At 52.8% G+C, this 18,715-nt stretch carries 22 protein-coding genes; 5 read left to right on the top strand and 17 right to left on the bottom strand.

Annotated features, from left to right (window positions below; all coding sequences use genetic code 11):
• Positions 1-53 precede the first annotated feature (53 nt).
• The 4 genes from ykgO to ACTJI9_RS20295 form a co-directional block, all read right to left on the bottom strand.
• Positions 54-179 carry a type B 50S ribosomal protein L36 gene (gene ykgO / locus ACTJI9_RS20280; RefSeq protein WP_040856283.1) on the bottom strand — a complete coding sequence of 42 codons (126 nt, stop codon included), beginning with the start codon at positions 177-179 and terminating at the stop codon, positions 54-56.
• A 166-nt stretch (positions 180-345) separates the two neighbouring features.
• Complete coding sequence (locus tag ACTJI9_RS20285) at positions 346-1,419, bottom strand: 5-(carboxyamino)imidazole ribonucleotide synthase (protein ID WP_440810551.1); 1,074 nt, start codon at positions 1,417-1,419, stop codon at positions 346-348.
• Positions 1,420-1,421: 2 nt separating this feature from the next.
• Positions 1,422-1,919, bottom strand: coding sequence for a 5-(carboxyamino)imidazole ribonucleotide mutase (gene purE, locus ACTJI9_RS20290; RefSeq protein ID WP_115054137.1), 498 nt, complete (start codon positions 1,917-1,919; stop codon positions 1,422-1,424).
• A 91-nt stretch (positions 1,920-2,010) separates the two neighbouring features.
• Complete coding sequence (locus tag ACTJI9_RS20295; RefSeq protein ID WP_008128260.1) at positions 2,011-2,214, bottom strand: YdcH family protein; 204 nt, start codon at positions 2,212-2,214, stop codon at positions 2,011-2,013.
• A gap of 224 nt (positions 2,215-2,438) precedes the next feature.
• On the opposite strand from ACTJI9_RS20295, the gene ACTJI9_RS20300 reads away from it, so the two are divergent.
• Positions 2,439-2,618: a YdcH family protein gene (locus tag ACTJI9_RS20300; protein ID WP_115054136.1), complete on the top strand. Its 180-nt coding sequence runs from the start codon at positions 2,439-2,441 to the stop codon at positions 2,616-2,618.
• A gap of 141 nt (positions 2,619-2,759) precedes the next feature.
• Here the strand turns inward: ACTJI9_RS20300 and ACTJI9_RS20305 are convergent, their stop codons facing one another.
• The 3 genes from ACTJI9_RS20305 to ACTJI9_RS20315 all read right to left on the bottom strand — a co-directional run bounded on the left by ACTJI9_RS20305 (position 2,760) and on the right by ACTJI9_RS20315 (position 4,608).
• On the bottom strand, positions 2,760-3,023 hold the full coding sequence (locus tag ACTJI9_RS20305; protein ID WP_008128262.1) for an ArsR/SmtB family transcription factor: 264 nt from the start codon (positions 3,021-3,023) through the stop codon (positions 2,760-2,762).
• Positions 3,024-3,069: 46 nt separating this feature from the next.
• Complete coding sequence (locus ACTJI9_RS20310) at positions 3,070-4,311, bottom strand: MFS transporter (RefSeq protein ID WP_354343348.1); 1,242 nt, start codon at positions 4,309-4,311, stop codon at positions 3,070-3,072.
• 111 nt (positions 4,312-4,422) lie between these two features.
• Complete coding sequence (locus ACTJI9_RS20315) at positions 4,423-4,608, bottom strand: DUF1192 domain-containing protein (RefSeq protein WP_115054133.1); 186 nt, start codon at positions 4,606-4,608, stop codon at positions 4,423-4,425.
• 96 nt (positions 4,609-4,704) lie between these two features.
• Between ACTJI9_RS20315 and ACTJI9_RS20320 the strand changes: the two genes are divergently transcribed.
• Positions 4,705-5,709: an NAD(P)H-quinone oxidoreductase gene (locus tag ACTJI9_RS20320; RefSeq protein ID WP_440810555.1), complete on the top strand. Its 1,005-nt coding sequence runs from the start codon at positions 4,705-4,707 to the stop codon at positions 5,707-5,709.
• 52 nt (positions 5,710-5,761) lie between these two features.
• Here the strand turns inward: ACTJI9_RS20320 and ACTJI9_RS20325 are convergent, their stop codons facing one another.
• Positions 5,762-7,960 carry an esterase-like activity of phytase family protein gene (locus tag ACTJI9_RS20325; RefSeq protein ID WP_440810556.1) on the bottom strand — a complete coding sequence of 733 codons (2,199 nt, stop codon included), beginning with the start codon at positions 7,958-7,960 and terminating at the stop codon, positions 5,762-5,764.
• 249 nt (positions 7,961-8,209) lie between these two features.
• On the opposite strand from ACTJI9_RS20325, the gene ACTJI9_RS20330 reads away from it, so the two are divergent.
• Complete coding sequence (locus ACTJI9_RS20330) at positions 8,210-8,902, top strand: DUF1013 domain-containing protein (RefSeq protein WP_115054130.1); 693 nt, start codon at positions 8,210-8,212, stop codon at positions 8,900-8,902.
• Between the two features lie 77 nt (positions 8,903-8,979).
• Positions 8,980-9,522 (top strand): GNAT family N-acetyltransferase, encoded by a 543-nt coding sequence (locus ACTJI9_RS20335; protein WP_337354257.1) that lies wholly within the window; start codon positions 8,980-8,982, stop codon positions 9,520-9,522.
• Positions 9,523-9,528: 6 nt separating this feature from the next.
• On the opposite strand, the gene ACTJI9_RS20340 is transcribed toward ACTJI9_RS20335, so the two are convergent.
• The 5 genes from ACTJI9_RS20340 to ACTJI9_RS20360 all read right to left on the bottom strand — a co-directional run bounded on the left by ACTJI9_RS20340 (position 9,529) and on the right by ACTJI9_RS20360 (position 13,999).
• Positions 9,529-10,239 carry a helix-turn-helix transcriptional regulator gene (locus ACTJI9_RS20340; RefSeq protein WP_115054128.1) on the bottom strand — a complete coding sequence of 237 codons (711 nt, stop codon included), beginning with the start codon at positions 10,237-10,239 and terminating at the stop codon, positions 9,529-9,531.
• A gap of 3 nt (positions 10,240-10,242) precedes the next feature.
• The gene (locus ACTJI9_RS20345) at positions 10,243-10,842 is read right to left on the bottom strand and encodes a DJ-1/PfpI family protein (RefSeq protein ID WP_440810559.1); all 600 of its coding nucleotides are present in this window, start codon (positions 10,840-10,842) and stop codon (positions 10,243-10,245) included.
• A 27-nt stretch (positions 10,843-10,869) separates the two neighbouring features.
• On the bottom strand, positions 10,870-11,169 hold the full coding sequence (locus tag ACTJI9_RS20350; RefSeq protein WP_162802576.1) for a DUF1127 domain-containing protein: 300 nt from the start codon (positions 11,167-11,169) through the stop codon (positions 10,870-10,872).
• Positions 11,170-11,254: 85 nt separating this feature from the next.
• Positions 11,255-12,040, bottom strand: a complete 786-nt coding sequence (locus tag ACTJI9_RS20355) for an SDR family NAD(P)-dependent oxidoreductase (protein WP_354343341.1) — start codon at positions 12,038-12,040, stop codon at positions 11,255-11,257.
• Positions 12,041-12,088: 48 nt separating this feature from the next.
• Positions 12,089-13,999 (bottom strand): propionyl-CoA synthetase, encoded by a 1,911-nt coding sequence (locus ACTJI9_RS20360; protein ID WP_440810562.1) that lies wholly within the window; start codon positions 13,997-13,999, stop codon positions 12,089-12,091.
• 121 nt (positions 14,000-14,120) lie between these two features.
• On the opposite strand from ACTJI9_RS20360, the gene ACTJI9_RS20365 reads away from it, so the two are divergent.
• A complete protein-coding gene (locus tag ACTJI9_RS20365) occupies positions 14,121-14,282 on the top strand; it encodes a hypothetical protein (protein WP_307280899.1) in 162 nt (53 codons plus the stop codon).
• 5 nt (positions 14,283-14,287) lie between these two features.
• Here the strand turns inward: ACTJI9_RS20365 and ACTJI9_RS20370 are convergent, their stop codons facing one another.
• The 4 genes from ACTJI9_RS20370 to gap all read right to left on the bottom strand — a co-directional run bounded on the left by ACTJI9_RS20370 (position 14,288) and on the right by gap (position 18,661).
• Positions 14,288-15,049, bottom strand: a complete 762-nt coding sequence (locus ACTJI9_RS20370) for an SGNH/GDSL hydrolase family protein (RefSeq protein ID WP_307280902.1) — start codon at positions 15,047-15,049, stop codon at positions 14,288-14,290.
• An 88-nt stretch (positions 15,050-15,137) separates the two neighbouring features.
• Positions 15,138-16,163: a class I fructose-bisphosphate aldolase gene (locus ACTJI9_RS20375; protein WP_307280904.1), complete on the bottom strand. Its 1,026-nt coding sequence runs from the start codon at positions 16,161-16,163 to the stop codon at positions 15,138-15,140.
• 173 nt (positions 16,164-16,336) lie between these two features.
• A complete protein-coding gene (locus ACTJI9_RS20380) occupies positions 16,337-17,530 on the bottom strand; it encodes a phosphoglycerate kinase (RefSeq protein WP_337354255.1) in 1,194 nt (397 codons plus the stop codon).
• Between the two features lie 123 nt (positions 17,531-17,653).
• Positions 17,654-18,661, bottom strand: a complete 1,008-nt coding sequence (gene gap, locus ACTJI9_RS20385) for a type I glyceraldehyde-3-phosphate dehydrogenase (protein ID WP_115054120.1) — start codon at positions 18,659-18,661, stop codon at positions 17,654-17,656.
• Positions 18,662-18,715: the final 54 nt, after the last annotated feature.

The following is an 18,715-nucleotide window of genomic DNA, read 5'->3' on the forward strand; positions in this document are numbered from 1 at the left end:
TGTTAGTCCGTATCAGCAAAACGTCAAATGCAAATAACCGTGAAACGGTAAGATCAGCCCTGGCGTGCTTTGAAGCGCGGAGCGGTCTTGTTGATGATGTACATGCGGCCCTTGCGACGGACCAGCTGATTGTCACGATGACGGGCTTTGAGGGCCTTAAGGGAGTTCTTGATCTTCATTTCAGCACCGGTATCTTTCGCCCGAAACCGGGCACCAATAAAAAGCGCGCCTTTTAAGCGCGCCGGAAACACGTTGCGGGGAAATAGCCAAGGAATGCCTGCATTGTCAACTCCCATCCCGCGATTCATCGCATGATTCAGCGAGAAAACTTATCTTTTCCAGCATTCAGAGGCGTTTGGTTATGCGAGTCACATGCCCCATCTTGCGCCCCGGACGCGCTTCGGCCTTGCCGTAAAGATGCACCACGGCTCCACTTTCTTTCAATATCTCTGGCACGCGGGCAATATCATCGCCAATGAGATTTTCCATCACACAATCGGAATGCCGCCTCGTATCGCCCAGAGGCAATCCTGTAATGGCGCGTATATGCTGCTCGAACTGTGAAACGGCGCAGGCTGCTTCTGTCCAGTGGCCGGAATTATGCACGCGCGGTGCAAATTCATTGGCAAGCAAAGTTCCATTGGCAAGCGCAAAGAACTCCATGCCGAGCACGCCGACATAGTTCAATCCTTCCAGCAGCTTGCGGGCCGCATCCGCTGCCAGGCCCGCCATTGTCGAAGACACGGAAACAGGAACTGTCGAGCTTACGAGAATTCCATCCTTGTGAACGTTCTCGGCAATGTCATAAACCCGGATATTGCCGGCTTCGTCACGCGCCGCAATGACCGATATCTCGTGAGTAAAGTCCACCAGCGCCTCAAGAATGGAAGGAGCATTGCCAACGGCGGCAAATCCGGCCTTGGCCGTTTCGCCCGGCACGCCGGAAAACTTCGCCTGGCCTTTTCCATCATAACCGAAGCGCCGGGTCTTAAGGATGCCCTTGCCGCCAAAAGCAAGCAGGGCAGCCTCCAGCTCCACCTCATTTTCGACGACGCGCCATTGCGCGGTCTGAATGCCGAGCTTGTTGAGAAACCGTTTCTCGGTGACGCGATCCTGTGAGACTTTCAATGCCTCTGCTGGCGGAAATACTGACTTCGTTTCACTCAAAAGTTCCGCTGAGTCGACGGGCACATTCTCAAATTCGTAGGTAATGACGTCGCTTAGCTCAGCCAATCGCTCCAACGCGTCATGATCATCATAGGCTGCGGTAATAACTTCATTGGCAACTTGCGCTGCGGGGCAATCTGCTTGGGGCTCCAGTATCACTGTTCTGTAGCCGAGACGTGCAGCAGCTATAGCCAGCATGCGTCCGAGCTGACCACCACCGATTATACCAATCGTCGAACCTGCAGAAATCATTCTCAAACCTCGTCGGAAGGCCGCATCGCAACCTTCTCGCTTTGTGCCTGCCGGAAAGCATCAAGCCGTTTTGCCAGTTCCTTATCGTGCAGAGCCAAAACCGCTGCTGCCAGCAATGCGGCATTGACCGCGCCTGCCCGGCCAATTGCCAATGTCCCGACGGGTATGCCCGCTGGCATTTGCACTATGGAAAGCAGCGAGTCCTGGCCGGAGAGAGCCTTCGATTCAACAGGTACGCCAAAAACCGGCAAAGGCGTCATGGACGCAGCCATGCCTGGCAGATGTGCAGCACCGCCTGCACCCGCAATAATGACCTTGAAACCAGATTCTCTCGCGCTTTTGGCGAACTCGACCAATCGATCCGGCGTTCTGTGCGCCGAAACGATCCGGTCATCGTGAGAAATTCCAAGGCTGTCCAACGTTTCAGCCGCATGACGCATGGTCGACCAATCGGACTGGCTTCCCATAATGATTGCTACGTCAGCACGTGTATCAGCCATTGAGCATCCTCTAATAATGGAATGGGGGAATTAGTGTAAAAGCAAAGAGCCTGCAAGCATAAGTCACAGCACCGCAGATTGCTCTTTGATATCAGGCGATTATGTCGGGGATGATTTTGTCTTCCAGCTCGATGAGCTTATCTTTGATGATGAGTTTCTTCTTTTTCATGCGCTGGATACGCAGCTGGTCGCAACCAACTTGGATCATTGCCTGGATAGCTGCATCGAAGTCCAGATGCTCTTGCTTCAATCTTGCGACTGCCAATCGAATGTCAGCCTGATCTTGATCGGACATGCAGTGATTCCCGGTATTTTGCTGTAGAATTATCAAAAGCGGTCCGGAGTAACACTGTCACTTGCCGGTATGCCGCAATATCACATTTCATGTGACAATAAAATCCTGCGAAACATATTCGACAATTGCTTCAAGTAGTGGCAGAGTGTCACGGCTCTGTCATAAAGCCGCTACTTGGCTGACAGGGCATTACGAGCAAGGAAATTAACCAAGGGAGAAGCCGCATGGCCATTGAGTCTCATCTTGAAACGCTTGAACGTAAGCATGGAGCACTTGAGAAAGAAATCTCCGATGCAATGCTAAGTCCAGCTACGGACGATCTTAAGATTAGCGACCTCAAGCGTCGCAAGCTTGTGCTGAAAGAGCAAATCGAAAAAATTCGTACGCTCGTTACTCACCACTAAAACGACTCCGGGTCGCAAGGCAAGATAGACCCCGAATTCCGCCTGAGTATATCACGCGGCAGATCCGAAAACCCGGCACGTCTGGTCAGACAGCCGGGTTTTCATGTCTTTGGATGAGTTTTCTGCCGGTGCTATGGCGGATTATTCATTCCAGAACTGATCAAGCCACAAATTCAAATGGAAAAAGCCGCTATCGTCGACTGCGTAGATGCGGCGGGTGCCTTCTGATTTCACCGAAACCAGTTGCGCATCAAGCAGTGCTTTAAGGTGCTGGGAGACCGCGGGGCGCGATATAGGAAGACCGGACGCCAACTCATTCACGGTTTTTGGACCCCGCCTCAATTCCTCAAGAAGGTATCGGCGGTTGGGATCGGAAATTGCAACAAAAGCATCTGTTTCGACCATGTTGCAGTTTCGGTTTAAACCGCCAGCAATGTCAACGGATTTGTCGCTATTCGGGCAGGGTTTCCGCACGTGGATCAAGCTTTACACCTTCGGGTGTTGCACGTTCCGAATGCACCGTCTGAAAATTATCCCGCAGTTCGATTGGCACCGGCGCGCGCATTCGCGAGCGAATGATTGCATGACACATGATTGCCGCATGAGCCAGTGCCGTGATCGCAAACAATCCTTCGGCTCCGATGGTCTCCATCGCCCAGGCGCCCAGTACCGGGCCGATCATCGTGCCAAAACCATAGAGCAATAACAGGCCACTCGTCACTTTGACGAAGTTTTCGGAGTCCGAAAAGTCGTTGGCATGCGCAACAGCCACGGGATAGAGCGTATAGGCCAAGCCACCATATATCGCCGTCATGATGAGAATGATCGTGGCATGCCTTGGAGCGATGAAGAAAATCAACAGCCCGATCAATGCCGCAGCACCGCCAACGAAGGCCAATACATAACGCCGGTCGGTTCGATCAGACATACGCCCGACCGGAATCTGCATCAGCGCGCCGCCGAGCACCGAGGCGCTCATCATCAAGGCGATTTCACCGACCGAAATCCCTGTCGCAGCGCCATATACAGCGCCCAGCGTACCGAATGCGCCATTGGCAACGCCAATGAGTATGCAGCCAAGAAAAGCCACCGGCGAATTACGGTAAAGCGCACGCAAATCAAGCTGCACTTCCGTCAATGGTTTTGGACTGCTGGCTGTTGAAATAGCTGTCGGAATCAATGCGAGACAGAACAATATGCCGGACAGCATAAAGAACGTGCCATTATGCACATCGCCAAAACCGATCATCAGCTGGCCAACCGTTATCGACCCGAAATTGACCACCATATAGAGACCGAATATTTGGCCGCGATTGGCGTTCGTGGCCCGCTCATTAAGCCAACTCTCAATCACCATATAGGAGCCTGCCATGGCAAATCCGGTGAGGGCGCGCAGGATAATCCAAGCCGTTGAATTAACGAGTATTCCGGTCATCAGCGCAACGATTGCCGCAATCGCGGCAAAGGCGCTGAATGCACGAACATGTCCGACTCTTCTCACCAGTCGCGGGGCAAGAAGGCAGGCTGTTATAAAGCCACCTGCCCATGCTGTTCCCAGCAAACCGAGCGATGTCGTTGAAAACCCTTCGGCGCCGCCGCGCAAGGGTAGCAATAATCCATGCAGGCCTGAAGCCATGACGAGAAAAGATGTGCCGCAAAGAAGCGCAAAGACCTGAATGAATGAACGAAACACGAGATATCCTTCGGACGAGCGGGGGAAGACGGCTCTGTATTGATAGGGATGCAGCTTTCTCTCGGTTATCAATGCGGAAACTTGATGGCACCTGCACCAAATTGAAATCAATCAGCGAAAGAGCGCCTCTGCAGCAACCTTGCTATCTCCCTTTCGCGAACGCTCCTCCTCAAGACGTACAATCTCCGCACGCAACAAGCCTATACGCTCATCAAGTTCTGCAACAGATAGCAAAGACAAATCCTGGCCGATATCATGAACAGTCTTGCGCCGGGGCTCTTCATCGAAAAGTGACATTTCTTTCCTCCACTTGTCGCCTCCGCGTAGTAAGATACATTCCAACCACTTGGAATTGCAAATTATTCCAATGAATCAATATCAGGGAAGTTCATAATGGCAGAAGAGATTCCAACAGTGATGACGGCGATTGAGATCAGTTCTCCAGGTGGCCCAAGGGTTCTCAAAGCGGGCGAGAGACCCGTTCCTGCGCCCAAATCCGGGGAGCTTCTTGTGCGAGTGCGGTCCGCCGGTGTTAATCGTCCCGATGTTTTGCAACGGCAAGGCCATTATCCACCGCCACAAGGCGCTTCAGACATTCCGGGGTTGGAAATTTCCGGGGATGTTGTCGCAACAGGGGAAGGTGTAACCCGTTTCCGCCTTGGTGAACGTGTTACGGCACTCGTGGCCGGCGGCGGCTATGCCCAATATTGTACGGTTCATGAATCCAACGCCCTGCCGATCCCGGCAGGCTACGGCTACATAGAGGCCGCCGCAATTCCCGAAACATTCTTCACCGTCTGGCACAATGTTTTTGAAAGGGGCGCCCTGCAAAGCGGCGAGACATTTCTCGTTCATGGCGGCTCGTCCGGTATCGGCACGACAGCGATACAGCTGGCCAAGGCCTTCGGGGCGAGCGTATTTACAACGGCTGGATCAGGCGACAAGTGCGAAGCATGCGTCAAGCTTGGAGCCGATCACGCAATCAATTATCGCGAAGAGGACTTTGTCGAGGCTGTTAAGCGACACACGGACGGCAAAGGTGCCAATCTGATCCTCGACATGGTTGGCGGTGACTACATCGACCGGAACTATGACGCGGCGGCTATTGATGGCCGTATCGTGCAGATTGCTTTTCTCAACGGGGCAAAGGCAACGACCGATATGACCAAGCTGATGGTCAAGCGACTGCAACATACCGGATCAACGTTAAGGGCCCGAACAATCGAGTTCAAAGCCGGAATTGCCCGCGAGCTTGAACTTAATGTTTGGCCGCTATTGGCTGAGCGTAAAGTCGCGCCGGTGATCGATATGGTCTATCCACTGCATGAAGCCTGGCGCGCGCATGAGCGTATGGAAGATGGCCAGCATATTGGCAAAATTGTTTTAGATGTAAGCTGAACCAAGACTGTAAAGGCCGCTATATGCGGCCTTTATCTTATTTCCGGTTTTATCAGTTTGTAGCCTGGACCTTACCGATGCCGAAAAACAGGGTTTCCCCCGATGAGTCATCGACACCATCATTGTCAGTAACGGCATAACCATTGCCATCAACATCAATAGCGAACCCTTCAAGCTTTTCCGAAATGTAGCCATTGGCGCTCTTGAGATCGTCAATGAAATCATGTGCCAGCACCTTTTCAACGACGGGTAGCTTTTCGCCGATCTTGGCAGGTTTCAAACCCTCTAGCGCCACACGATATAACCGTTTGTTGGCAGCCTTATCACCAATCTGGTTATCGCGTTCAACGATATAAAGCTGACCGTCATGAGCGGTAATTTCGGAAAGACCGACCCAACCTGCTCCGATATTATCGAGCGGATAGGAAACAGCAGTCCAGGATTTATCCTTGATGTTGTAGTTCAGCAGTTTGACGAAACCTTTTTCGTCATCCTTCCACTCGCGCTGGATCGCCATCCACAATGTGGCGTCATCACCTTCCCCAACACGCGTAATCCCTTCCAGGCCGAAACGAACCTGGTTTGGCAGAAGTTCTTCGGGAAGTGCTATTTCCTTTTTGATCTCGCCTTTCCCGTTTACGTTGAGAATTGCATGGGGCACGAGCTTGGCCTGGTCGCCTTCATTGGCGAGCCAGAAACCGCCATCGCCATCCGTGGTGATGCCTTCAAGATCAAGTTTCTGTGCCGGTTGCCCACCGCGTTTGACGACCAGTGCTTTGGTGATTTTTGCCGGGCTTTGGTTCGCATCAATCGTGAAGATCGAAGGCGCCGCGGAGTAGAAGGAATCCGATACGGCATAGAGCTTGCCCGCTTCCTTTAGATCAGCAACCAATCCCGATAGAGCGCCCCAGCCAAGCGGCGTTCCATCATCCTTCATCGTCGAAACGATCTGCGGATAATTCGGCTTCTGATCCTTGAGTTCATAAATCATAACATGCGAGCGTACGCCGCCATCTTTAATCAAATCAGCCTCATTGGCTGTTACCAGCAGATTGCGTGATGGGATTGCCAATACACCTTCGGGGGCGATGCCTGATGGCAGCAATTGAACAAATTCCGGCTCAGCGCCCGTGTCCTTGTAGACACCGACAATCGAAGCACGCTCACTGGCAACAAACAGGTAGTTTGTATCGCCGAATTTGCCGACCTCAGCCCCTTCAAGCTCAACGCCCTTCTTATTGCGCTTATCGGGATAGTGACCAGCTTCAGCAATCTTATGCTCAAGCGATGCGCCGGATTCGTAGGCAACTTTCCCGTCTTTGGTGAATATTGTAAAGCTGCGCGATCCGCCTTTGTAATCGCCTTCATTGGCAACAATCACGCGGTTATTGTCGAGCCATTTGATCGTGTCAGGCTCTCTCAGAACACCTTTTGCACTGCCATCAAACTTGAGAGCGCCATCTTTTTCCACGTCGATTTTATCCAGATCGACAGTGCCGGCAGAGAAATGATTTGTAATTTTTCCGCTCGCCGCATCGATAATTGCGATATGGTTGTTTTCCTGCAGTGTTACCGCAATCTGGTTTTCCCGGTTGATGGAGACAAACTCAGGTTCGGCATCTTCCGGTGCGACTTCGGAAAGTCCGGTAAGTTCAACGGTTTTCGCTGTTGCGCAATCCGGAGCACCATCCTTCAGCGAAATTATTTTGAGATTACCGCTTGGAAGCTGCGGTATTTCTCCATCATTCAACTCTTCATCACGTTCATTTTCGATTGCTATGGCAGCAAAAGTCTTGTCGGGAGAGATAGCGACAGAATCGGGCTGTCCACCGAGATCACATGTAGCAATCACCTTGCGGGAGGCTAGCTCGACCACATCGAGGCGGCCTGAAGGATTGGCCTTGTCCTTGGAAGTATTGACCGCGGCAAGGACGTTTGCGCCGACGGCTGCTACCGATGTGGGTTCGCCATCCAGCTTAAGTTGTCCCAGCGGCTGCGGCTTGCCTGCTTCAGTGATATCAATAAAACCGATCGCACCATTTGGGCTGTCAGAATAAACCAATGTCTTGCCATCTTCTGATGCTGTGATGATCTCGGAAGAAGTCACCTGCGAGAGATCGGAATCCTTGGGCAGGTTGGAAATCACGGGAAAGCTTGCAATGCGGTTGAACACTGGTTCTGCCATTGCAGGTATTGCTGTGGATGCAGCCAGAATGGTCCAAAGACCGATGGTGAGAAAACGATGCGACATTGGAACAATCTCCGATTGAATTGAAGAGACTGATCGCGTGCGTCTGTTGCAGTGTCATGACATTTACATGACAGTTTGATGAAACACTTGCCCGAGGGAATGTGCGGTTATTTGGAACATGGCACGAATCCCCAAAGCGATTCTTGCTCATCGATTAAAATACCGCTATATAACGGCTCGAAATCCCGGAAATTGTGGTTGAACCCACGTCCCGCCCCTCCGGAGCGGACGAACAAGAGGACTATATCTATGGCCACCCAGCTTCTAATGCCAAAGGCAACGGCCGTCTGGCTTGTCGATAATACGGCCCTGTCTTTCGATCAGATCGCTGCTTTCTGCACGCTCCATCCGCTTGAAGTTAAGGCTATCGCGGACGGTGAATCGGCCCAAGGCATCAAGGGCCTTGATCCATTGATCACCGGACAGCTATCCCGCGAAGAAATTGCCAAGGGCGAAAAAGACCCGAACCATAAGCTCAAGATTTCGGACCCCAAGGTTCGCGTTCCCGAGACCAAGCGCAAGGGCCCTCGCTATACGCCGTTGTCCAAGCGTCAGGATCGTCCGAATGCTATTCTCTGGCTCGTTCGCAATCATCCAGAGCTCAAAGATGCGCAGATTTCGCGCCTGATCGGTACGACCAAGTCGACAATCGAACAGATCCGCAACCGCACCCATTGGAACTCCAACAATCTGCAACCAATGGACCCGGTTACACTGGGCCTCTCGTCGCAGATTGATCTGGATATTGAGGTCGAACGTTCTTCGCGCGGGCGTCCCGTACAGCCGGGCGAAGGTGGCGATACACTTCTGCCAGCTTCCGCGACTGAAAATCTCGACATTCAGCCAACGGTTCGTGAAGAAGACCAGGAGCTTGACGCAGACAAGGTTTTCGCCAAGCTTTCGTCGTTGAAAGGCCGTCAGGACGACGAAGACGAGGAATAATCGTCTCCGCACCATTCGACTGACTATGTAGCAAAAGCCTCGTCCGTGACGAGGCTTTTTACGTCAAGGAGTGAGCAATGCTTCCAGGTTTTGAAACTGAACGTTTGCTGTTGCGACCTCGGACCATGGATCATTTCGAAGATTGCATTGCCATGGATCGCGATCCCGCTGTGACAAAGTTCATCCCCGGTCCATGGACCGATGACACCAGTCACAGACAGTTTCTGACGGATCGGATATTAACCGATTTCGGTATCGGCCTTGGCTACTGGTCAATCTTCGAGAAAACCCGTTCGGATCAATTTCTTGGCTGGGTGCTGTTGATTCCCCATAATGCTATCGGGCCCGATGTGGAAATCGGCTGGCGTCTCAACCGTCTGGCTTGGGGCAAAGGAATCGCAACGGAAGCAGCCAAGCCTGTTCTTGAACATGGTTTCAAGGCGACCACCGTGGATCGAATTATCGCCGCTATTGATCCTCGCAACAGCGCATCAGTCCGAGTCGCCGAAAAGCTTGGAATGGAGCTGATGGGCGAAACTGAGGAGGACGGCTATCATTTCGTAACCTACGCAATACTGCGCGCAACTTTCCAGACCGCCATTGATCAACTGCCCAGTTAAAAGGCTTTATGAAGCACGGGCTTCGGTATTGGGTGTTTCGCTAAGTTCCACCCTGCGGTAGAAATCGGCAAGCGTCCTGCCGCGCTCCTGACGGAAGATGCGATCAGCCTTCTCAACCTTGGTGATGCGATCGATCCGGAAGGTCCGAAAGTCATTACGCAGCTCGCACCAGCTGATCAATGTCCAGACTTTTCCCCAAAACCACAGACCGAGTGGCCTGATATCCCGCGTACTGTCCTTGCCCTCAAGGTCGGTATAGGTGATCGAAAGCACACGGCATTGTTCGGCAGCATTTTCTGCCAGATCAATCAAAGCGCGTGCGCTATCACTAATATTGGTGCCCGATGCGTGAATATGTGTGTTGGTGATACGCGGGCGATCCTCCTTTGGCAGGACGGCTCCGATCTTTATAATCGCCTCTTCGGCCGCGCGCGCCATGGAAGCACCGCCCCAAGCAGTTATCAGCCGCGCGCCAGCAACAAGCGCTACCACCTCATCCCGGGTGAACATCAAGGGTGGGAGGTCAAAGCCTTCCCGTAAAATATAGCCAACGCCCGCTTCGCCATCAATGGGAACACCCGTAGACTGCAAATCGGCAATGTCGCGATAGATCGTACGTTCTGACACTTCAAGCTTTTCGGCAAGTTGCCTTGCCGTTACAAGTCGCCCGCCACGCAGCTTCTGCACAATCTGGAAAAGTCGGTCTGCTCTACGCATCGCTCAAGCCTTCTCACTTCGGGAAGTAAATTCTCTTGCAATCATTTCACGCATCTCGGCGATTTGGGGTGCTTGTTCGGGAAAGAGCGCTTCGAGGAAGGCAATGGCAAAGGTTCCGGGCGCAGTTCCCGCCGCGCTTACAACATGCCCATCGCGTACTGCATAGGGCACATCCTGATAATGCTCAGACCCGGCATAAGTATCCAGACGCGATTCGATCCAACCGGCTCCATTGCTGGTATGCTTGCGGCCTGAAAACAGGCCCGCACGCGCCAGTGCAAGAGTACCGGCACATATGCCACCGACAATTCCACCGCGCGCCAGAACATCCTTCAATAAGGGTGTTATGTCAGGAGCATCCGCGTCCGACCATGTGTCGAATCCAATGACGGCAACCGCATCAAGATCAAGATTGTCTGATGGATCGACACCGCGATCCGGGAGCATGCGAAAGCCGCCAATTGATTTTAGCGGACCCGGAGAAGGTGAAAGGCAGACGGCTCGGCCACCAAACCACTCATTGACCGAGCCGGAAAGCATGCCAAATTCCCAATCGGCAAAGCCTTCAACGAAAACAAATCCAACTGTTCGTTTCTTTTCCATTGAAGCCCTCCTCCATGGCAGTCAAATTCAACATCCCAGCTCTAAGGGGCTGGATTTGCGAGCTTTTAAGCTCTCATAGTGTTTTGGCCAATCCAACTGCCATGGCGTAAGCTCATCACTGGTTGCAGGCACGGCAGTGTCGTCTTCGCCTAGGGAATTGCGTTTTGCCAATCGTTCAGCATAGGCATCCGGCCAGCCAATGTCTTTCAAGAGATGCTCGGGAAGCGAGTTAAGATGCCGTTCCGTACGCAGCTCCTGCCGGTGAATTGCAAACTCGGAAAACCAATGCTTCACACTCTGTACGATATCAAAATCGAGGTAAGCCATATCCCTGTCTCCTTCTGACTACGGGAACATAATGGCATACCCCTCCTGACAACCTTCTGTCAGTAGGATGTCAACAGCCTAAAAATCATCCATTGACCGGCACTGTATAATTCAATGGTAATCGACCACCATCGGCATAGATCGTTTGCCCCGTTATGTAGCTCGCATCGTCTGAAGCCAGGAACGCCGCCACAGCAGCTATTTCGGAGGGCTCTCCCACCCGGCCCAGCGGTGTACGGGACAATATCCTCTGTTTTGCGGCCATATCCGAATTGACCGTATCCAGCATCTGGGTTTTGATCGAGCCTGGACCGATTGCGTTCACGCGAATCCCATAGGGTGCGAGCGAAAGAGCCATGACTTTGGTCAATTGACTGACGCCACCCTTCGAAACCGAATAGGCAATTTGCTCCGGCAAACCGACGACTGCATTGATTGACGACATATTGACTATGGAGCCTGCATTACCTCCGTCTTTTATCTTTTTGACCATATACCGCGCTACAGCCTGACCACAAAGAAACGATCCTTTTAGATTAACCCGCAGAACCCGATCAAAATCATCCTCGTTCAGGTCGAGAAAATCTGCCGTGTGTACAATACCAGCATTATTGACCAGTATATCCACATCACCGAATGCCTCGATTGTTCCAGCCACGAGATTGTGCACATCCAGCCTGCTGCTGACATCTGTTGAGGAAAAGCGGACTTTACCCAAAGGGGACAGCTCTTTTACCGCCACGGCTCCCTGAGCGTCATTGATGTCAGCAAGCATAACACTGGCCCCATCTTGAAGAAAGCGCCTTGCAATGGCCAGCCCGATACCCTGAGCGCCACCCGTTACAATTGCGATTTTGCCATCCAATGCCATTGCCAGTCTCCAATTTGACAACAGAGCTTAACCTTGGATGGCAGATGGTCAACCAGTAACCAGACCAATTCCTCGTGCATTGAGCACAAACTGGATTTCCTCAAGAATCGCTGGATCGTCAATCGTCGCGGGCATATTCCACGGCTCCTGATCGGCAATCTTCTGCATGGTGCCCCGCAATATTTTACCGGAGCGCGTCTTGGGCAGACGTTTTGCCGTTATGGCCATTTTAAACGCAGCAACCGGGCCAATCTTCTCCCGCATCAAAGCAACGCAATCTTGCTCAATATCGGCTTCGCTCCTTGTAACGCCGGATTTCAGCACAATGAACCCGCAAGGAACCTGACCTTTCACACTGTCGGCAATGCCGATAACAGCGCATTCGGCAACATCCGGATGGCTGGAAAGAACCTCTTCCATCGCCCCGGTCGACAGGCGATGACCGGCAACATTGATGATGTCGTCGGTGCGGCTCATAATATAGATATAGCCGTCCTCGTCCATGATGCCTGCATCTGCTGTCTTGTAGTATCCCGGAAACTCGCTGATGTACGCCTCGCGAAACCTCTGGTCCGCATTCCACAATGTCGGCAGGAATGCCGGCGGCAAGGGCAGTTTGACCACGATATTGCCAAGCTCGCCGCGCTTGACTGGATGACCTGCATCGTCAAGAACCTGCACGTCATAACCGGGCATTGGGACCGTCGGCGAGCCATATTTTACCGGCAACATTCCAAGCCCCGCCGGGTTGGCTGCCATGGGCCAGCCGCTTTCGGTCTGCCACCAATGATCTATGACCGGAACGCCTAGTTTTTGTTCGGCCCATTTGATCGTATCCGTATCGGCGCGCTCTCCCGCCAGGAAAAGATACTTCAACGAAGAAATATCATATCTGCCGATAAGCTCGCCCTTGGGGTCTTCTTTCTTGATCGCCCGAAATGCGGTCGGCGCGGTAAATAGTACCTTGACCTTGTGGTCAGCGATTACGCGCCAGAATGTACCAGCATCGGGCGTTCCAACCGGCTTGCCTTCATAAAGAATGCTCGTCGCCCCAACGAAAAGTGGCGCATAAGCGATATAGGAGTGGCCGACGGCCCAGCCTATGTCCGAAGCCGCCCAGAACACATCTCCCGGGTAGGTGTCATAGATTGCGCCCATCGACCACGCCAAGGCGACCAGATGGCCGCCATTGTCGCGAACAACGCCTTTTGGCTGTCCCGTCGTACCTGATGTATAAAGAATATAAAGCGGATCAGTTGATTTAAGAGGCTCACAGGGAATCTTACGCCCCGCAGAGGCGGCAACTGCTTGGGCATAGTCAATATCCCGCCCCGAAACCAGTTCATGCGGCTGTTGCGGGCGCACAAGGATCAGACAAGTAGCCACTTTGTGCTGGGCCTGTTCGATAGCCTTGTCGAGCATAGGTTTGTAAGCAACCACCCTGCCCGGTTCCAGCCCGCAGGACGTAGCGATAATCATAACCGGCTTGGCGTCGTCTATCCTTGTTGCAAGCTCGTTAGCGGCAAATCCTCCGAAGACAACCGAATGAACTGCACCAATGCGCGCGCATGCGAGCATTGCGACAACGGCCTCGGGCACCATCGCCATATAGATAATGACGCGATCCCCCTTCCCCACCCCCTTATCGACCAGCACCGACGCCAATGCCTCGATTTCAGCCTGTAAATCACTATAACTTATCTTGCGAACCGTTCCTGTTATGGCGCTATCATGGATCAGCGCGTCCTGATCGCCACGCCCTGCGAGAACATGCCTGTCTACGGCGTTGTAACAGGTGTTGCATTCAGCTCCCGCGTACCAGCGGCCATAAGGGCCACTGTCTGGATCAAAAACCGTATCCCACGGCTTGATCCAATCGATGGCTACTCCTGCTTTGGCCCAGAATGCCAAGGGATCGGTCTGCCAATCCTGATAGACCTGCGCATATAGTGATGTCATGAAATTCCTCCCGTAAGAAGCATCCTAAATCCGGAAGGCGGAGTCAAAGGGCGAATTGACAATTCTCCGCGCTTGGCACACTGCTCAATTCAATCAACAGGATATTGCAGACAGATCATCCATGACCAAAATCCTGTCCTTTGTTTTCATAGTCATTATGGCGCTGCATCTATTCAAGCCGCTCGGCTTGCCCGGATTGAAAAAGCGCAAGGATTTCTGGAAAATCGCCGTCGGAGCAGTGCTGGCTATTTTGGTCGTTGGCGTCTCAAGACACGTAGGATAATGCGTTTAGCCGCCAGCGGGGGAAGCGGCATCCTTCTCATCGACCTGGGGGCGATTGAGGATGTAGGGGACGAGATGTTTTGCCCAAGCATCATAGCCCAATGCCGAAGCGTGAAAGCCGTCCGTGGAAAAACCTTCGGCAGATTCCACTGGTAGGCGAAGCGCTGGAATAGCCATTCGCTCGCGGCACAATCTTTCGCCGAGCTTGTTGATTGCGACAGCGCGTCCTTCCAGAATACGCCCGAGCAATGGAGGCATAGCCGGAACATCGCGAAAATCGATAACCTGTGACCATACCACGTGGGCCTCAGGCCATTTCGCTCTCAGTGCATAAAGAAGCCCGCCAAACTCACGCTTGAAGCGTGGCAGCGAGTGAAAATTCTTTGTGTCATTTGTGCCGGTTGATAGCACGATATGCGTCCACATTCCGCGTTCAAGATTTGGCACAACATGATCGCGCAATTGTCCCGATGTTGCTGAATTGAACCCTGCAGCACGCCAGATGACCTTACGGCCTGTTCGGCCCTGCAGATAGACCGCCAACCGTACACAAAGCCCCTGCCATGCATCAGTGACACCCACCCCTGCGGCAGACGAGTCCCCCAGAACAAGCAGCCGGATAGCCGGATCTTTGCCCGCAATTTCCCCCACGGGCAGGCCAACAGGCGGAATCATTCGCTCTGTCTTCAATCGTACATTTATCCCCTGCCATGCATAGACAGGATAAAGAAACCAACTCAGCAAAGGATGGAATGGCGCAGGTTTCATTCGTCTTTGGTTGTCCCATAAAAAAGCCCGGGCTGATTCCCCGGGCTCCATGAGATACGCTTTTGGATAAAAAATGCTTAAGAGACCCTTAAGCAGCCTTTTCCAGGTCTTTCTTCCAGCCGCCAGTGGCAGCAAGACCATTCATTTTTGCACGATGTGCAAAGGCGCGCTGACCTGCTGCAACATTTTCTGACTTCCCGTTCCAGGCGCTCAACGCTGCTGCCTGCAAGGCACGACCATAGGAGAAAGTCAGCTTCCAAGGCATGGTGAAATTGGCATTCATTGCCGATAGATGCGCTGTTGCTTCTTCTTCCGTCTGACCGCCGGACAGGAATGCAATGCCTGGTACAGCGGATGGAACAGTCGACTTCAACAGGCGCACAGTCAGCTCAGCTACCTGCTCGACGGAAGCCTTCTGGGCCTTCTGTCCTGCAACGACCATGTTCGGCTTGAGGATCATGCCTTCCAGAACAACGCGTGCATCATAAAGCTCGTCGAATACGGTCTTCAGAACCCATTCGCTGACTTCATAGCAGCGTTCGATCGAGTGATTGCCCGGTGTGCCGTCCATAAGCACTTCCGGCTCAACGATTGGTACAATTCCAGCTTCCTGACAAAGCGCGGCATAGCGTGCCAGAGCTTGGGCATTCTGCTTCACGGCACCCCATGTTGGCAGACCGTCGGAAATCGAGATAGCGGCCCGCCACTTGGAGAAGCGTGCGCCAAGCTTGTAATATTCCGCTAGGCGCTCGCGAAGACCATCTAGACCTTCTGTGATGGTTTCGCCGGGAAACCCAGCAAGCGGCTTGGCGCCTGCGTCAACCTTGATGCCTGGAATGCAGCCTGCATCCTGCATGATCTTGACGAGAGATGTTCCGTCCTTGGCATTCTGGCGAATGGTTTCATCGTAAAGGATGACACCGGAAATGTAGTTCTTCATCGCCTCATCGGAGCGGAACAGCATTTCACGATAGTCGCGGCGGCTATCGGCGGTGGATTCCAGCCCGATACTATCGAACCGCTTTTTGATTGTTCCTGAACTTTCATCGGCGGCAAGGAGGCCCTTGCCGTTGGCAACCATTGCAACCGCTATATCTTCCAGACGTTCGCTCATAGACTGATGTACTCCTTTTTCCCTTATCCGCCCCATAACAGAAGCCTATGACAAACGAAACGGTGCACCAAGTAACTGAAACGATTGAAATTTTTTCAACCGATTTAACCGGATAACATTTTCTTATAATTGGTAATCAAGCCCGATTTCCGGGCTTGATTAGGGAGCAAAACTTACTTCTTCAGCACATCGACGCCGGGCAATGGCTTGCCTTCCATCCATTCAAGGAAAGCGCCTCCGGCAGTTGAAACATAGCTGAAATCATCGGCGACTCCGGCATGATTGAGCGCCGACACGGTATCTCCGCCGCCAGCAACCGAAACCAGATGTCCGGCCTTGGTACGCTGCGCAACGTGACGGGCTGCGGCCACCGTTGCCTTGTCGAATGGCGTCAGCTCAAAGGCACCAAGCGGGCCGTTCCAGACGAGGGTGGATGCATCATCAATTGCCGCCTTTACGCGCTCAATGGATTGCGGACCCACATCAAGGATCATGCCATCATCGGGGATCGCATCGAGCCCATAGGCGTGGAATGGGGCATTGGCCTCAAAATGCCAAGCCACAATGGCATCCACCGGAAGAATGATTGTGCAGTTAGCTGCTTTCGCTTTTGCCATGATCTCGCGCGCGGTTCCGGCCAAATCGTGTTCGCACAGCGATTTGCCGACCTTGACGCCCTGCGCCGCCAGAAATGTATTTGCCATGCCGCCGCCAATGACCAGTGCATCGACTTTTTCTACCAGATTGCCGAGCAGATCCAGCTTGGACGAAACCTTTGCGCCGCCGACAATGGCCACGACAGGGCGTTTCGGTGCGCCGAGACCCTTTTCCAGCGCTTTAAGCTCTGCTTCCATCGTTCGTCCGGCATAGGCTGGCAGAACGCGGGCAAGGCCTTCGGTTGAAGCATGGGCACGGTGCGCAGCAGAAAACGCATCATTCACATAGAGATCGCCATTTGCAGCAAGCGCTTTGACATATTCCGGGTCGTTCTTTTCTTCGCCTTTATGAAAACGCGTATTTTCCAAAAGCAGCACATCGCCATTCTTCAACTTGCCGACAGCTTCAGCAGCCTTTTCACCGATACTATCGGCAGCAAAATGCACACTGTGGCCAATTATCTTTGCGGCGGCATGGGCGATCGGCTCCAGCGAAAACTGTGGGTCCGGGCCATCCTTCGGGCGACCGAAATGGGCAAGCAAAATGACCTTTGCGCCCTTTTTCGATAGTTCCTGGATTGTTGGAGCTACGCGTTCTATCCGTGTCGCATCTGTCACGACGCCATCGCTCACCGGAACATTCAGGTCAACGCGTACGAGAACACGCTTTCCGGCAACATCAGCATCATCAAGCGTTTTGAAATTTGTCATGAAACTCACCTCATCTGCACGCAGCCGCTTGGGAAAGCCCGTATAGCCGACTGTATAACCATCAAAAACAAAAATGGCGGGTGTGTCGACCCGCCATTTGAAATCAAATCACTTCAAAGCCGGTCAGATCAACTTGCCGAAAGCAACGGCTGTGTCGCTCATACGGCTGGAGAAGCCCCACTCATTATCATACCAGGAAAGGACACGAACAAATGTGCCGTCCATAACCTTGGTCTGGTCAATGTGGAATATCGATGAATGCGAATCGTGATTGAAGTCAATTGACACGTTCGGCGCATCGGTAAAGCCCAGAATGCCCTTCAGCTTGCCATTGGCCGCCGACTTGATCGCATCATTGATTTCCGCAACGCTAGTGGATCTCTTGGCAACGAATTTGAAGTCGACCACAGACACATTCGGCGTTGGAACGCGAATGGAGCTGCCATCGAGCTTGCCATTGAGTTCAGGCAATACCAGACCGACAGCCTTGGCAGCACCGGTCGAAGTAGGGATCATCGACAGGGCAGCTGCGCGTCCACGATAGAGATCCTTGTGCATAGTATCCAGCGTTGGCTGATCGCCCGTATAGCTATGGATCGTGGTCATGAACCCGTGATCAATACCAACGGCTTCATTCAGTACATAAGCAACCGGCGCAAGGCAATTTGTCGTGCAGGAAGCGTTGGAAATGACCATATGGTCTTTGGTCAACTTGTGATCGTTTACGCCAAAAACGACAGTCAGATCGGCGCCATCGGAAGGAGCCGAAACAATAACGCGCTTTGCGCCAGCTTCAAGATGCGCTGCAGCCTTGTCGCGGGCCGTAAAAATGCCTGTGCATTCCAGCGCAATATCGACATTCAACTCTTTCCAAGGCAATTCGGCTGGATTGCGAACAGCGGTGACTTTGATCGGGCCACGGCCCACGTCAATTGTGTCGCCAGCCACTGTTACCGTACCGGGAAAGCGTCCATGAACGCTGTCGTAACGCATAAGGTGAGCATTGGTCTCGACAGGACCCAGGTCGTTGATGGCAACAACCTCGATGTCGGTACGGCCTGATTCTACGATAGCGCGAAGAACGTTGCGGCCAATGCGGCCAAATCCGTTAATTGCAACGCGAACTGTCATGTTTTTTCTCCTGAGGGGTATGGAGCCCTTGAATGGATCATAGAGGAACGAGAT

This window comes from Phyllobacterium sp. 22552, assembly GCF_052044585.1.
In the GTDB taxonomy this organism is placed as follows: Bacteria; Pseudomonadota; Alphaproteobacteria; order Rhizobiales; family Rhizobiaceae; genus Phyllobacterium; species Phyllobacterium ifriqiyense.

Bases quoted from the DNA above. Each gene is read 5' to 3' on its own strand.
- ykgO (WP_040856283.1), bottom strand. From the start codon at position 179: ATGAAGATCAAGAACTCCCTTAAGGCCCTCAAAGCCCGTCATCGTGAC.
- ACTJI9_RS20360 (WP_440810562.1), bottom strand. From the start codon at position 13,999: ATGACATCACTATATGCGCAGGTCTATCAGGATTGGCAGACCGATCCC.
- ACTJI9_RS20355 (WP_354343341.1), bottom strand. From the start codon at position 12,040: ATGGCATTGGATGGCAAAATCGCAATTGTAACGGGTGGCGCTCAGGGT.
- ACTJI9_RS20315 (WP_115054133.1), bottom strand. From the start codon at position 4,608: ATGTCACTTTTCGATGAAGAGCCCCGGCGCAAGACTGTTCATGATATC.
- ACTJI9_RS20325 (WP_440810556.1), bottom strand. From the start codon at position 7,960: ATGTCGCATCGTTTTCTCACCATCGGTCTTTGGACCATTCTGGCTGCA.
- ACTJI9_RS20295 (WP_008128260.1), bottom strand. From the start codon at position 2,214: ATGTCCGATCAAGATCAGGCTGACATTCGATTGGCAGTCGCAAGATTG.
- ACTJI9_RS20365 (WP_307280899.1), top strand. From the start codon at position 14,121: ATGACCAAAATCCTGTCCTTTGTTTTCATAGTCATTATGGCGCTGCAT.
- gap (WP_115054120.1), bottom strand. From the start codon at position 18,661: ATGACAGTTCGCGTTGCAATTAACGGATTTGGCCGCATTGGCCGCAAC.
- ACTJI9_RS20380 (WP_337354255.1), bottom strand. From the start codon at position 17,530: ATGACAAATTTCAAAACGCTTGATGATGCTGATGTTGCCGGAAAGCGT.
- ACTJI9_RS20320 (WP_440810555.1), top strand. From the start codon at position 4,705: ATGGCAGAAGAGATTCCAACAGTGATGACGGCGATTGAGATCAGTTCT.
- purE (WP_115054137.1), bottom strand. From the start codon at position 1,919: ATGGCTGATACACGTGCTGACGTAGCAATCATTATGGGAAGCCAGTCC.
- ACTJI9_RS20350 (WP_162802576.1), bottom strand. From the start codon at position 11,169: ATGGCTTACCTCGATTTTGATATCGTACAGAGTGTGAAGCATTGGTTT.
- ACTJI9_RS20345 (WP_440810559.1), bottom strand. From the start codon at position 10,842: ATGGAAAAGAAACGAACAGTTGGATTTGTTTTCGTTGAAGGCTTTGCC.
- ACTJI9_RS20285 (WP_440810551.1), bottom strand. From the start codon at position 1,419: ATGATTTCTGCAGGTTCGACGATTGGTATAATCGGTGGTGGTCAGCTC.
- ACTJI9_RS20335 (WP_337354257.1), top strand. From the start codon at position 8,980: ATGCTTCCAGGTTTTGAAACTGAACGTTTGCTGTTGCGACCTCGGACC.
- ACTJI9_RS20300 (WP_115054136.1), top strand. From the start codon at position 2,439: ATGGCCATTGAGTCTCATCTTGAAACGCTTGAACGTAAGCATGGAGCA.
- ACTJI9_RS20340 (WP_115054128.1), bottom strand. From the start codon at position 10,239: ATGCGTAGAGCAGACCGACTTTTCCAGATTGTGCAGAAGCTGCGTGGC.
- ACTJI9_RS20375 (WP_307280904.1), bottom strand. From the start codon at position 16,163: ATGAGCGAACGTCTGGAAGATATAGCGGTTGCAATGGTTGCCAACGGC.
- ACTJI9_RS20370 (WP_307280902.1), bottom strand. From the start codon at position 15,049: ATGAAACCTGCGCCATTCCATCCTTTGCTGAGTTGGTTTCTTTATCCT.
- ACTJI9_RS20305 (WP_008128262.1), bottom strand. From the start codon at position 3,023: ATGGTCGAAACAGATGCTTTTGTTGCAATTTCCGATCCCAACCGCCGA.
- ACTJI9_RS20330 (WP_115054130.1), top strand. From the start codon at position 8,210: ATGGCCACCCAGCTTCTAATGCCAAAGGCAACGGCCGTCTGGCTTGTC.